The sequence below is a fragment of the Chryseobacterium sp. GW823-FHT05E08 genome (genome assembly GCF_058795655.1).
In genome coordinates this window covers 88,803-103,456 of sequence record NZ_JBXAHY010000002.1, presented here as the reverse complement: position 1 = coordinate 103,456, position 14,654 = coordinate 88,803, and the positions used below count along the sequence as shown (strand labels likewise).

Below are 14,654 nucleotides of genomic sequence, written 5' to 3'. Positions count from 1 at the left end.
AAATCAAGTGTAAAACATTGCCTTTTCAAAATCTACTAAACAAAAATGGAAGACTTCAAAAAGAAATCTTCCATTTTTAATATTTAAAACAGTCTTTCGACTTATCGTTTAATTCTATTAGTGACCAACTGTAACCAATTCTTTTATTGAAGGGACAAAACTTGTAAGGTCAATGCCTTCTACAGCAGTTTTGTATTCGTCGATATTAGGAATTCTTCCCATAATCGCAGAAAGTACAACAACCGGAGTTGAAGCCAATAAAGATTCTCCTTTTTTACGCTCAGAATCTTCCACAACTCTTCCTTGGAACAGACGAGTAGAAGTAGCTAAAACAGTATCTCCTTTTTCAGCTTTTTCCTGGTTACCCATACAAAGGTTACATCCAGGACGCTCAAGGTACATCATGTTCTGGTATTGTGTACGAGCTTCACCTTTTGGAGTGTTGTCGTTGAATTCGAAACCTGAATATTTTTCTAAAAATTCCCAGTCACCTTCAGCCTTTAATTCGTCAATGATATTGTAAGTAGGCGCAGCTACCACCAATGGAGCTAGGAATTCTACTTTACCATTTTGCTTTTCAAGGTTTCTAAGCATTTGAGAAACGATTTTTAAATCTCCTTTGTGAACCATACAAGATCCAACGAATCCAAGATCTACTTTTTTCTCACCTCCGTAATACGTAAGGTCTCTGATAGTGTCGTGAGTATATCTCTTAGAAACATCATCATTGTTTACATCCGGGTCAGCAATCATTGGTTCAACGATGATATCAAGATCAACAACAACTTCAGCATAATATTTAGCATTAGCATCAGGAGTTAAAGCAGGTTTATCGCCTGATCTGATTTCCTCGATTCTTTTATTAGCTTTATTAATTAATCCTTGAAGAACCTGGTTGTGATTATCCATTCCTTTGTCGATCATAATCTGGATTCTGCTCTTAGCAATTTCCAATGATTCGATCAAAGTATCATCCTCAGAGATATTGATTGAAGCTTTAGCTTTCATTTCTGCCGTCCAGTCTGTAAATGTAAACGCTTGGTCAGCAGGAAGTGTTCCGATGTGAACCTCGATAATTCTACCTTGGAATACGTTTTCCCCATCAAATTGCTTCAACATCTGAGCCTGAGTTGCGTGAACTACATCACGGAAATCCATATGCTCCTTCATATCTCCTTTGAAAGTTACTTTCACAGATTCAGGGATTGGCATAGAAGCTTCACCTGTTGCTAAAGCTAAAGCTACTGTTCCAGAATCAGCTCCGAAAGCAACACCTTTAGACATTCTCGTGTGAGAGTCACCTCCGATGATGATTGCCCATTCGTCAATCGTAATATCGTTAAGAACTTTGTGAATAACGTCTGTCATAGAATGATATTCACCTTTCGGGTCACGTGCTGTGATTACTCCGAAATCGTTCATGAATTTCATTAATTTAGGAATATTCGTCTGCGCTTTTTTATCCCAAACTGAAGCTGTATGACATCCTGACTGATAAGCTCCATCAACGATTGGAGAAATTACAGTCGCAGCCATAGATTCTAATTCCTGAGCAGTCATCAACCCTGTTGTATCCTGAGATCCAACAATGTTTACTTCTACACGAACGTCTGAACCTGCGTGTAATAATTTACCTTCAGTAACACCAACGGCATTTCTGTTGAAGATTTTTTCAACCGCAGTAAGCCCTTGTCCTTCGATAGAAATTTCTTTAGAAGGAGCAAAAACAAGAGGAGTTTCAATTCCTAAAAGTTTTGCTGCAAATGTTTGTAGTTTTTTACCAAATACGATGGCATAAGAACCACCCGCTTTGATGAACTCTAATTTTTGAGGAGTAAATGATTTTGAAATATCTTTCAATTCAACATCTCCGTTATATAATTTCTTTTCTTTAGTATTGATCGTTAAAACTGTTCCTGTGGCAACAGAATAAGCTTCTTCTAAAACGATGTCACCATTTTCGTTACGAACAGGATTTCCGTTTTCGTCTAATTTTTTCACCCAGTTCTGAAGATCGATTCCGATACCTCCTGTTACATCAACTGTAGTAAGGAAAATCGGAGAAATACCGTTTGTTCCTCCAACAATCGGAGCAATATTTACAAATGGAATATATGGGCTTGCTTGTTTACCAGTCCAAAGAGCTACGTTGTTTACTCCCGACATACGAGATGAACCAACACCCATTGTACCTTTTTCAGCAATAAGCATTACGCTTGCATCAGGATGTTGTGCCTGTAAAGCTTTGATTTCTTCCTGAGCCTGAGGAGTGATCATACATTTACCGTGAAGTTCACGGTCTGATCTTGAGTGAGCCTGATTACCCGGAGAAAGTAAATCTGTAGAAATATCACCTTCACCAGCGATAAATGTTACAACCTTAACTTCTTCAGCAACTTCAGGAAGTTTTGTGAAGAATTCAGCTTTTGCGTAGCTTTCAATTAAGTCTTTTGCGATTTCGTTACCGCTATTAAATGCTTCCTTTAGACGGTTAGTGTCCGCATCATAAAGGTAAACTTGAGTTTTAAGAACGTTTGCAGCTTCTTTAGCAATAGAAATATCATTTCCTAAAGCAAGATCAAGCAATACTTCGATTGAAGGGCCACCCTTCATGTGAGATAATAATTCAAAGGCATAAGCCGGAGAAATTTCTTCTACAACCGATTCACCTAGAATGATTTCCTTTAAAAATTGAGCTTTTACACCAGCCGCACTTGTCGTTCCTGGTAATGTGTTATAAATAAAAAATTTAAGAGAGTCTGCCCTGTATTCATTTGCTGTATCTTTAATTTGCGAAATAATTTCGCTTAGTAATTCAGCACCATCAATTGGCTTTGGATGAAGTCCTTGGTCTTTTCTTTCTTCAATCTCTTTAATGTAATCCTTATAAATATTCATATAGAAGTCTTTTCTTTTTTAAAGTAGATTATAAACAGTTGGTATTGCTGCTATTTCTTCTTTATTAGTCTATCTAAAATACAATTAATTTTATCTTAAACTATTGCATTCTTGATAGATAATACCGATTAGAGTAAAATCAACATAATCTACATCTTTGTTTTAAAAATGTGAGATAATATTCAGTGCCAAATGCGAGTATAAAGGACTTCTGTGAAAGTGTAAGTGGCTTACCTGTAATCTGTCTTGCCGCAAAAACCCTCTTTGGGTAACGTTTCTGAAATTTTTTGATCATATCAACATCAAAAGTTATATCTTAAAAACGTTTTAAAATTATCAAACAATTAAAAATGTTCCCAAAATTACGAATTTTTACTATTTTATGAAGATACTATTATTTAGATTCTTTATAAATATGAGTTTTATAATATCTATTTTTGGTCGTATTTTTGCAGGCAAATGACGAATATGAAAAATGTAGTTAATTTTCTGGGTGTATTTATGTCGATTTTCATTTTTTCGCAGACGAAATCTGTGAAGAAAACTCCTGTGAAGAGTGTTTCAAAGACTGTCGTTAAAAAGGCATTTCCGAAACCTAAATCTAATCCAAATCTGGTTGTAATTAATAAAGATATTCCTGTTTTAATTCCACAAAAGAAAGATGGGCAGTTTGGGTATGTTAATCAAAAAGGAAAATTTATTATTCAGCCGGAATATCATATTGCGGTATTTTTTGCTGAAGATTGTAATCTTTTAAACTCTCCAAACGAAAAAGTCAGAAAATTCGGAACAAAAGAATATGCAACGGTTGAAAAAGATTTAATATCATATAGAATTGATAATACGGGGAAAAGAGTCTATCAGTTCAAAGATTCTGATTTAGGACAGTGCAAATTGGGAAGTTATAAGCAACAGTTGTTTCAGGCTTATATTTTAAATGGTTTTTATGGCATAATTGAAAAATCAAAATTTGTAAATGCAGAGGATTACCGAGACTATCAAATTTATCCTCAATATCAATATTTATACATTTTGGAAGGTGATGATGTGTCTGATCCGATGATTATTGCATCTCAAAATGACAGATTCGGAGTGATTGATGTTAATAATAAGGTTATTATTCCTTTTGAATATTCAAATATCAAGAGAAACTTCAGCTGGAAACTGGGGAAAATGTTTGATGTCACAAAAGACAGTGTAAATTACTATTATATCGATACTCATAATAAAGCGTACTAATGCTGGAGGCTTTAGGCAGTAAGCTTGAAGCTTTTTTTAATACTTCAAAATCTGGTTTTCAAAACTTAAAACTCATATATCACATATTTTTTGTAATTTCGCGGCTGAAATAAAGGGGTGCTGTAACAAGCTGAGATTATACCCAATGAACCTAGAACGGATAATGCTGTTTAGGGAAATTAAAAATGAGCAATAAGTAATCGATAATGGGTAATTCTCAAATCATTACTTATTACCAATTACTCATTATCGATCATAATCCGCCCCTTTTATTCATTAAATTTTAAAAATTTATAGAATGAAAGGATTATTTTTTTTAGGGCTTACCGTTGGCTCTTTTGCTTTTATACAAGCACAAAATACAGATTCCTTAAAAATAAAGGAAATTGAAGCAATCAACTTTACCAAAAGACTTCCTGTTGCTAAGGAGATCATTAATGTTCAGAAAGATTTAGACAGTAAAAATCTTGGACAGGATCTTCCAATGTTACTTAAAAATCAAACCTCAATTATTTCGACTTCCGATGCAGGAAATGGGGTTGGCTACACAGGATTTAGAATTCGTGGTGTTGCCGGAAGAGGAATTAATGTCATGATGAATGGCGTTCCGTTCAACGATTCTGAAAGTCAGGGAACATTTTTCGTCAACGTTCCGGATTTAACGAGTTCGGCCTCACAAATTGTCATTCAAAGAGGTGTCGGGACTTCCAATAACGGTGTTTCTGCTTTTGGAGCGAGTATCAATGTGATTTCTAAAGATCCTGAAGAGAAGTTTTATTTTAAAACAGATGACAGTTACGGATCATTCAATACGTACAAATATTCTGCTGAGGTTGGTTCAGGAAAATTCTGGAAAAACCGACTTTCTGTGATGGGAAGATACACGAATATTCACTCTGACGGATATATCGACAGAGCTTCGTCCGATCTTCATTCATACAACTTCACGGCACTTTTTGAAGAAGGAAAAACGAGGATTCGTTTGATGGCTTTCGGAGGAAAAGAAAAAACGTATCAAGCGTGGAATGGAATCGACAGAAAAACCTGGGAGACAGATCCAAAATTCAATGCATCAGGAGCAATTTATGATGCGAATTGGGAGAAAATTGTAGGATTTTACGATAACGAAACAGATAATTACAGACAAAATCATTATCAGTTACTTTGGGAACAGGGAATTAATGATCACTGGAATTTAGAAACAACTTTACATTACACAAAAGGGAAAGGATATTACGAAAATTACAAACAAGGCGATCCTTTTGCGAGATACAACTTGCCGGATTTTAATGGTGAAGAATATTCTGATTTTATCAGAAAAAAATGGTTGAATAATGATTTTTACGGAGTTGTTTCGACACTTTACGGAAAGTATGAAAATTTAGATATAAACTTTGGAGCCGTTGCCAATCAATATTACGGAAGACATTTCGGAAATGTAACGGGTGTATTTTTACCTCAGATCAACGAAAGCGAATATTACAGAAACCGTTCTGTAAAAAGCGAAGTCTCAGGTTTTGCAAAGGCTTTGTTTAAAGTGAATAATTTCGAATTCTTCGGAGATTTACAGCTTAGAAATATCGATTATGATATTAAAATTCTTAAAGATGGAGATGGTGAAGGAGGAAACTTAACCAAAAACTGGTTGTTCTTCAATCCAAAAGCCGGAGTGAATTATAGAATCGGAAACGGAAAGGTCTTTTTATCTTACGCACACGCTCAACGTGAGCCCAACAGAGATGATTTAACGGCCGATAATAATGTAAAAGCAGAAAAACTTCACGATTTTGAAGCCGGATTAGAAAAACAATTCGGGATTTTATCTGTGACGGCCAATTTATATTATATGTATTACGTTAATCAATTGGTCTTAAACGGCGAATTGAATAATGTCGGCGCTTTTATCAGAACAAATTCAGGAGAAAGTTACAGAAGAGGTATTGAAATTGGAGCGTTGGCAAAACTTTCCAAACAATGGGAAATCTCAGGGAATGTAAGTTTAAGTCAGAACAGAAATCAGGATTTTAAAATAGAAAATGAAGCCTTGGTAAGAGATCTTGGAAATACGCAAATCTCTTTTTCACCGGATGTTATCGCTAATTTAGGGTTGAAATTTAATCCAAATAAAAACTTCCAGTTTGCATTGATGAATCAATATGTTGGAAAGCAATATTTAGACAACACTGAAGATAAAAATTTACAGTTGAAAGATTATCTTTTGACAGATTTTAATGCTCAATATCAGTTTAAAATAGCGAACAATGATGTGGCGCTGAAATTATTGGTAAATAATATTTTCAATAAAAAATATGTGAATAATGGAGCGGTTTATGACGGCGAACCTTACTATTTTTCTCAGGCAGGAACTAATTTTATGTTCGGAATAAGCTGGAAAATTCAATAGTAAATACATAAAAATAGAGCATAATTGTTTTCAATAATTCAATAATGATATTCAAACGAGTAATATTAGATTCTAAAGACTGTTTCGGCAGTCTTTTTTATTGTGAATAAATCATCTAAAAAGTCATGGAAAAGTTATAAATTTGCCATCAAATGAATATTTCAGCTTACATTTTAGAATATCTGAAACAATTTGGTTCTGTTACAGTTCCAAGCTTTGGTGTATTTTCTTTAGAAAATTCTAAAGCAATTATCAACTCCGAAAACGGGAGTATTCTTCCGCCTGCGAGTCAGATCACTTTTAGTCCTGATCATGAAATTCAATCTGATGAATTGATCGCTTTTATTGCAGATCAAAAGCAAATGTCTTTTGAAGCCTCAAAAAGTGACTTAAAGATCCAGACCGATTTTTGGAAGAAAAAACTTCAGGCAGAACAAACATTAGAAATTCAGAACCTCGGAACAATCTTTATTGAAGACGGACACACTCATTTTAAAGGAAAAAGAATAGAATCCGGCCATCCCGATTTTTACGGATTGGAAGAGATCAAAATTTCCGATATCAAAGCAAAAGATAAAGCAGTTGTTACTGAAAAATCAGGAAACGATTACAAATTCAGTAAATCGCTTCTTTGGATCTTTTTGATTGTTATTCCAATTTTAGGAATCGCTTATCTGGCTTTTACGAATCAGGAACTCCTTTTTGGAAACGAGTCTTTTAAACACGAAAAAGATTCAATTAAAATTGATGCAAAATTGTCTGTTTTGGTAAGAGATACTGTAAAAGTAGATTCTACCCAGATGAAAATTGCAGATTCTTTGAAAACCTTGAAAAAAGATTCAATTGTAAAACCTGTTGAAAAAGCTGTTCAAGTTCCAACAACCCCAAACAAGACTAAGGCTAAATGGCAAAAATAAAAAAAGCGTCAGAATCTCTGACAATCATGACGAACATTGTTCTCCCCAATGAAACCAATTCTCTAAGAAACCTTTTTGGAGGTGAATTATTGGCAAAGATGGATCGTTGTGCATCGATCTCTGCAGCAAGACATTGCGAAAGAAGAGTGGTTACGGCTTCTGTGAATCACGTTTCTTTTAATCACCCGATTCCGGAAGGTGGAATTGTGATTTTAGAATCTAAAGTTTCAAGAGCATTTTCAACTTCTATGGAGGTTTATGTGGATGTTTGGTTGGATGATCCTATCAGTCAGAAAAAAACGCATACGAACGCAGGAATTTACACCTTCGTTGCTGTGGATGAGTTCAATCGTCCAATTCCAATTCCAGAAATGGTTCCCGAAACAGAGGACGAAAAAGAAAGATTTGCCGCTGCATTCCGTAGAAAAGAATTGTCATTAATTCTGTCAGGAAGAATGAAGCCGTTGGAATCTGTGGAATTGAAGAAGTTATTCCAAGAGCCGAGTTAAAACACAAATAACACAAATATCTTACACAAATTTTCACAAATTAATTCGTGTTATTAGTGAAAATATTAGCGTCATTAGTGTTTAAAAATAAAAAACACAACCAGTAAACATAAACTCCCACAAATGGTTTGTATTTATTTTTAAGATGAAAAAAATATGAGAACAGATATTTCAGAAAATGATATATCACGAATTGTCTATGAAGCGGGCTATCTAGTTCATAAGGTTTTAGGTCCTGGACTTTTAGAAAGTGCATACGAAGAATGTATGTTTTATGAGCTTAATAAGAATGGTCTGTTCGTAGAAAAACAAAAGCCAATGCCTTTGATCTACAACGAAGTGAAGTTGGATGTAGGATATAGATTAGATTTATTAATTGAGAGCAAATTTGTTTTAGAAATAAAATCTATTGAATCTTTGAATGATGTACATTTAGCACAAATCCTTACTTATCTTCGTTTAAGCAATTGTAAACTTGGAATGTTAATAAACTTCAATACTCTACATTTTAAAAATGGAGTAAAAAGAGTGATCAATGGCACATTATAAATTTGTGTCATTTGTGAAAATAATTTGTGTCATTTGTGTTTAAATATTATGAAGATCCTACTTTTAGATAAAAACCATCCTTTAATTACCGAACAGCTTTTAGCAAAAAACTTTATATTGGAAGAAGATTTTACGTCTTCTTACGATGAGATTTGCAATAAAATTGAAAACTACGACGGAGTCATTATCAGAAGCCGAATTCCTTTAGATAAAAACTTTTTAGAGAAAGGTAAAAAGCTGAAACTCATCGCAAGAGTAGGAGCCGGAATGGAAAATATTGATATTCCTGTTGCTGAAAAATTGGGCATCCAATTAATCAATTCTCCTGAAGGAAACAGAGATTCTGTTGCCGAGCATGTTGTCGGAATGTTATTGATTTTAATGAATCGACTTTTTATTGCTTCCCAAGAAGTGAAGAACGGAATTTGGTTGCGTGAAGAAAATCGCGGCGACGAATTATTAGGAAAAACAGTTGGTCTTATCGGTTACGGAAACATGGGAAAAGCAACAGCGAAAAGACTTTCCGGTTTTGGGTGTAAAGTGATTTTCCATGATATTTTACCGGATCTTTCTGATGAATTTGCAACTCAGGTTTCTTTGGCGGAGTTAAAAGAAAAAGCTGAGGTTTTAAGTTTACATATTCCTTTGACGGATTTGTCATATTATTTAATTGACGGACCATTCCTTTCTGATATGAAAAATGATTTCTATTTTGTGAATACAGCGAGAGGAAAAAATATAGAAACTAAAAGCTTAGTCGAAGCCTTGAAGTCAGGAAAGGTAAAAGGTGCCTGTCTCGATGTTCTGGAATATGAAAAATCTTCTTTCGAAAATATTGAAACAGAAAATGAAGATTTGCAATATCTTTTAAACTCTGAAAAAGTAATCGTAACGCCTCATATCGCAGGTTGGACACATCAAAGTAAAGAAAAGCTTGCGCAGGTTATCGTTGATAAGATTGTTGCTCAGTTTGCTTAAATAAACCTCAATTATAAATTTATCGTTTTCATCTTTTTACAGTTTTATGTTAAATAATTCATAATTTACAGCAAGAATTCCATATTTATTTTGAGTTTTATTAAATTGCCGCTCATTTTCGAAACTCATGAAGAAGCGTAACTTTGTACTTATTTTAGCTGTTTTTTTACTTATTTTTTCCTGTAAAAAAAAATCCGACTCTAAAGAATCTATAACTGAAAATACAACCGATCTGCCCAATTATGGAAGCGTAGATCTTAGTAATGTTTTCACAAAAGGGGACGGACAGCTTTCTGACAAAGCTTCACTTGTTCGTTATATCGATCAGTATTACAAAAAAATCTGGGAAGGAAGCGATCTGAGTGGCGGAATATTGGTCGCAAAAGGTGACGATATTTTATACGAAAATTACAGAGGCTTTAGTAGGGAAGGGAACCAGTCGGCGATTGATAAAAATACACCTTTGCACGTTGCTTCAGTTTCAAAAACATTGACAGCAATGGCGATGATGAAATTAATTGAAGCCGGAAAAATAAAATTTACAGATCATCTAACCCAATTTTTTCCGGGATTTCCTTACCCGAATGTAACGGTTCAGACTTTATTGGATCAAAGAAGCGGTCTTCCGAAGTATGAATATTTTATTGCTAAAATTCCACCAACATCTCCTGAACTTGCAAAACCATATATTACCAATCAGGATGTATTAAATATGATCATTAAATACAAACCTGAATTGGCAAGAGATACCGACACTGGTTTCATGTACTGCAACACCAATTTTGCTTTATTGGCTTTGTTAATTGAAAAAGTAACCAAAACTCCTTTTCCTCAGGCGATGAAAGAAATGGTTTTTGATCCTTTGAAAATGAAAAACAGTTACATTTTTCAGGAAAAAGATATTCCTACAGCATCACAATCTTTTTATTATGGAGGTAAATTATATCCTTTAGATAGATTAGATCTTATTTATGGTGATAAAAACGTTTATACAACGCCAAGGGATCTTTATAATTTCTCAAAAGCAATGTTCTCAAAAGATTTCTTAAAACCTGAATTGATGGAAATGGTTTTTTCACCTTACAGCAATGAAAAAGCAGGAATGAACAATTACGGTTTAGGATTTAGAATGAAAATCTTTGATAACGGAGAAAAATTGACTTACCATAACGGCTGGTGGCACGGAACAAATTCTGTGTTTGCTCATTTATTAAAATCAAAAGTAACCATTGTAGCGATCGGAAATAAATATTCAAACAAAGTATATACTGCGCTTGCTCTATCCGGCTTATTTGAAGATTTTCCGGTGCAGAAAGATAAGCTGCACAGTGTGATGAATGACAATAAAGATTCTTTAAATGGCGGGCAGGATGTTACAGAATAATGTTTACTTTTGCTTAAACATATTCATGAAAAGACTTCTTCTCTTATTTATTATAGGTTTTCTTTTGCAATCGTGCGCAAGAGTGGGCTCTCCGGTTGGTGGACCTAAAGATTCTTTGGCTCCAAAATTTTTAAGCTCAAATATTGATACAACAAGGATCAATGTTTCAAGAGATATTCGTGAACTTCGCCTTGATTTTAATGAATATATTACGCTGAAAGACATCAATAAAAACCTGATTATTTCTCCGCCAATTAAAAACATCAAGCGTATTTTACCATCAAATATTGCCAATAAATATGTTTTGATCCAATGGACGGATACTTTACAGGCTAATACAACTTATAATTTCAACTTCGGAAATTCTATTGTTGATAATAATGAAGCGAATATTCTGCGTTACTTCAATTTTGCATTTTCTACGGGAGACAAGTTGGATGATTTGTACATAAGTGGTGAGGTTAAAGATGCCTTAGCAATAAAAAAACAATCTGAAAGTGCTGAAAATAAACTCGTTGTAGGATTGTATCAGGTAAAAGACACTATTAATTATAAGCAAAAGCCTTACTATATCACGAAAGTTGATACAGATGGTTATTACGAACTGAATTATTTATCACCTGGAAAATATAAGATCCTTGCTTTTGAAGATGAAAACGGAAACTCAATGTACGATCCTGGAAAAGAGAAAGTTGGTTTCCAGAAAGATGCTGTAGATGTTGAGAAATCTGTTTCTGGATTAAATTTAAAAGTTTATCCGTCTAAAAAATCTCTGAAATATGGTGAAATGAAAGAAATACCGGGCGGGATTTTAATGACATTCGAAGGAAATCCTACCGATGTTAAAGTTCTTTCAATCAATGATAAGCTTCAGGATATAAAAGTTACTCATCGACCAAAATCAGATTCAATTAATATCTGGTTTGATGCTGTGGCTCAAAAAGTAGGGCAGGGAACAACTGAAAACTTGAAATTCAGTTATGATGTTGATAACAAGAAAGATACAGTTTCTGTTTTTTACAAGCAGAATGCTAAAAATGAAATGCAAATTTCTAATAATGATGGCGGATTGTTACCTCCAAAAACGGATTTCAAGATCACTTCAAATTATATCATTGATAAAATAAATCCTGAAAAATGGGTACTGAAAAGCGACAGTTTAACTACTCAGGAGTTTACGGCTAAAATTTCGGAAACCAATCCGTATCAGATTTTAATTAAATCAGATTTTATTGTAGGAAAAAAATATCAATTAACGGTTCCAAAAACAACGGTTTCATCTTTTTATGCTAAAAATTCAGAATCAAAACGTTTCGATTTTGAAGCTGATAAAGTTGAAAATTACGGTAATCTGACGTTAAAACTTCAAAATGCACCGACTACAAGTTATTGGGTTCAATTATTAGATGCATCAGAGAAAATTGTTTATCAGAAATATACAAAAGGAAATGAAGTGAAATTCGACATCTTAAAACCTGCCGAATACATCGTCCGAATATTGGTTGATAATAACGAAAATAAATATTGGGACGAATCTGATTTCTTAAATGAAACTTTTGCTGAAGATTCCTATGTGTTCTACAAACTTGCTGTCATAAGACCGTTGTGGGAAACCAATGAAACCTGGGATTTAAAAGATACGAGAACGCTGGATAGTCCTAAAACCTCTACGAATAAAACGGCAACACCTTTTCCAAATGCGCAGGAAAAACCTGTAAAGCAAGATGCAAATAACCGTGAGTTGAAATCAGGAGGTGCTGTTTTAACTCCTGTGAAGTAAGAAAATATGAAGACTTTTAAGAAAATTGTGTTTTGGAGTTTGGTGGGCTTTGCTATCATTCAGTTTATTCCGATTGATAGAGTTAATAAACCTGTGAATCGTGCGGTGAATTTTGTGGATGTTAAAAAGACTCCGCAAAAGATAAGAGACTTGATAAAAGGAGCTTGTTATGACTGTCATTCCAATGAAACGGTTTATCCTAAATATGCTTTTATCGCTCCGATCTCATGGTCTCTAAAAAGCCATGTAAATGAAGGAAGAGAGCGTCTTAATTTTTCAATTTGGGGAACTTATAACAAAGAATTGAAAGAAAATATGCTTAGCAGAGCTGCGGAAAGTGTTCAGAACAGGATGATGCCAATGCCGGGATATATTCCTTATCATAAAGAAGCGAATCTTTCTGACGCTGAGCGAAAGCTTATTGGTTCTTACTTTGAGGAAATGCTCAAGAATAAAACATATTAATTTAATTCAAAAAAAACTCTCGCAGATTTTACAAATTTAACTGATAATTATTTTATCATTAATTCATAAAATCTGCGAGAGATGATATATTTTTAAGAATTAAATATTCTTTAAATACCTTTCAAAAAATATTTTCTGAGAATCAAAAGCGATATCATCGAGGTTGATTTCACTTAAAGGAATCCATTGCGTTTCTGAGATTTCAGACAACTCAATATTCACTTCAAATTTCTCCGAAACATTGTATTCATAAAACAAATCGATTGTATTATAATCAATTTCTTTGTACTGATAAACGTTTGGAAGACTCGTTAAATACTTTAAGTTTGAAATATTGATATCAAGCTGAAGTTCCTCAAAAAGCTCCCTTTTACAGGTTTCTTCTGCGCTTTCTCTCGGATCTACAAAACCTCCTGCCAGATCAAGTTTTCCCTTTTTTGGGTCCTGATTTCTTCTGGTAAGATAAATCTCATCTCCACATCTTATGACCACTGCTACTGCACCGGCAACGTTGTTGTAAAGATTAAAGTTACAATTGGGGCAGCTCCATTTTTTTTCGCCATCCCAGTGTAGAGATTCTTTGCCACAGCTTGGGCAATATTTCAATATTTTCATTGAGCAATATTAATATTTCTCGGGTGATAATTCAATATCACATCGCGAAGTTCTTCTGTTTTCAGATGCGTATAGATTTCCGTTGTTGTAATACTGGAATGACCAAGCATTTCTTGTATATAACGAAGATCTGCACCATTTTGTAATAGATGCGTTGCAAAAGAATGTCTGAACGTGTGTGGAGATATTTTTTTGCTTACACCAGCTTTATCTGTAAGCTCTTTTATGATTAAGAATACTATTACTCTGGACATAGAGGTTCCTCTGCTGTTCAGAAATAGTGAATCTTCGTACTTTTTATTGATCTTGCACTTCGAACGAGTGTCTTCGATGTAGCTTTTCAACAAATCTGCAGTAAAATCCGCCAGTGGTACAAAACGGGTTTTATTACCCTTTCCATTCACTTTGATGTAATTTTCTACAAAATTGATGTTTGAAATTTTAAGATCAATAAGTTCCGAAACTCGGAGTCCACATCCGTAAAGTACCTCAATGATACACTGATTTCTCTTTCCAAGATCTGAAGACACTTCTATAGCGCTGATAATCTTATTGATATCAGGAAGGCTTAACGTGTCCGGAAGATATAATCCCAACTTGGGGCCCTCAAGCAAAGATGCAGGATTGTCTTCACGAAACTCATCTTCAAGTAAAAATTTGAAGAAAGCTTTTATAGAAGAAATCCATCTTGCCTGTGATCTTTCGCTGAATTTTTGTTTGGAAAGGTTGAAGATGTACTCTTGCAGGTTATCATACCCTATAGAACCCGGACCGATGTTTTCCAGATCCTCTACTGCGTATTCTTTTAATTTCTTAATGTCTCGTACGTAAGCGTCGAGAGTGTTTTCTGAAAAATTTCTTTCGAATCGAAGAAATATTTCAAAATCCTTAATTTTTTCATCCCAAGTCATTGTTT

Annotated in this window: 12 protein-coding genes; 9 read left to right on the top strand and 3 right to left on the bottom strand. The window is 34.2% G+C overall.

What is annotated here, in order from left to right; all coding sequences use genetic code 11:
- Positions 1-117: 117 nt before the first annotated feature.
- Complete coding sequence (locus AC1Q7L_RS06385; RefSeq protein WP_492304762.1) at positions 118-2,898, bottom strand: bifunctional aconitate hydratase 2/2-methylisocitrate dehydratase; 2,781 nt, start codon at positions 2,896-2,898, stop codon at positions 118-120.
- Between the two features lie 468 nt (positions 2,899-3,366).
- Between AC1Q7L_RS06385 and AC1Q7L_RS06380 the strand changes: the two genes are divergently transcribed.
- The 9 genes from AC1Q7L_RS06380 (at position 3,367) to AC1Q7L_RS06340 (ending at position 13,123) form a co-directional block, all read left to right on the top strand.
- Complete coding sequence (locus tag AC1Q7L_RS06380) at positions 3,367-4,137, top strand: WG repeat-containing protein (RefSeq protein WP_492304761.1); 771 nt, start codon at positions 3,367-3,369, stop codon at positions 4,135-4,137.
- A 298-nt stretch (positions 4,138-4,435) separates the two neighbouring features.
- Positions 4,436-6,541, top strand: a complete 2,106-nt coding sequence (locus tag AC1Q7L_RS06375) for a TonB-dependent receptor (RefSeq protein ID WP_492304760.1) — start codon at positions 4,436-4,438, stop codon at positions 6,539-6,541.
- Between the two features lie 152 nt (positions 6,542-6,693).
- Positions 6,694-7,458, top strand: coding sequence for an HU domain-containing protein (locus AC1Q7L_RS06370; RefSeq protein ID WP_492304759.1), 765 nt, complete (start codon positions 6,694-6,696; stop codon positions 7,456-7,458).
- Complete coding sequence (locus tag AC1Q7L_RS06365) at positions 7,446-7,967, top strand: acyl-CoA thioesterase (protein ID WP_066754471.1); 522 nt, start codon at positions 7,446-7,448, stop codon at positions 7,965-7,967. The genes AC1Q7L_RS06370 and AC1Q7L_RS06365 overlap by 13 nt, the downstream gene beginning before the upstream one ends.
- A gap of 168 nt (positions 7,968-8,135) precedes the next feature.
- Positions 8,136-8,516 (top strand): GxxExxY protein, encoded by a 381-nt coding sequence (locus tag AC1Q7L_RS06360; RefSeq protein ID WP_492305343.1) that lies wholly within the window; start codon positions 8,136-8,138, stop codon positions 8,514-8,516.
- A 48-nt stretch (positions 8,517-8,564) separates the two neighbouring features.
- Positions 8,565-9,494 (top strand): 2-hydroxyacid dehydrogenase, encoded by a 930-nt coding sequence (locus tag AC1Q7L_RS06355; protein WP_492304758.1) that lies wholly within the window; start codon positions 8,565-8,567, stop codon positions 9,492-9,494.
- Between the two features lie 127 nt (positions 9,495-9,621).
- Positions 9,622-10,878: a serine hydrolase domain-containing protein gene (locus AC1Q7L_RS06350; protein ID WP_492304757.1), complete on the top strand. Its 1,257-nt coding sequence runs from the start codon at positions 9,622-9,624 to the stop codon at positions 10,876-10,878.
- 25 nt (positions 10,879-10,903) lie between these two features.
- Complete coding sequence (locus AC1Q7L_RS06345) at positions 10,904-12,658, top strand: Ig-like domain-containing domain (RefSeq protein WP_492304756.1); 1,755 nt, start codon at positions 10,904-10,906, stop codon at positions 12,656-12,658.
- Between the two features lie 6 nt (positions 12,659-12,664).
- On the top strand, positions 12,665-13,123 hold the full coding sequence (locus tag AC1Q7L_RS06340) for a heme-binding domain-containing protein (RefSeq protein ID WP_492304755.1): 459 nt from the start codon (positions 12,665-12,667) through the stop codon (positions 13,121-13,123).
- 99 nt (positions 13,124-13,222) lie between these two features.
- Here AC1Q7L_RS06340 and AC1Q7L_RS06335 read toward each other — a convergent pair whose 3' ends face one another.
- Together AC1Q7L_RS06335 and xerD are read right to left on the bottom strand one after the other, a co-directional pair.
- Entirely contained in the window at positions 13,223-13,738 is a 516-nt protein-coding gene (locus tag AC1Q7L_RS06335) for an NUDIX hydrolase (RefSeq protein WP_492304754.1), read from the bottom strand.
- On the bottom strand, positions 13,735-14,649 hold the full coding sequence (xerD, locus tag AC1Q7L_RS06330) for a site-specific tyrosine recombinase XerD (protein WP_410692058.1): 915 nt from the start codon (positions 14,647-14,649) through the stop codon (positions 13,735-13,737). The genes AC1Q7L_RS06335 and xerD overlap by 4 nt, the downstream gene beginning before the upstream one ends.
- Between the last annotated feature and the right edge of the window lie 5 nt (positions 14,650-14,654).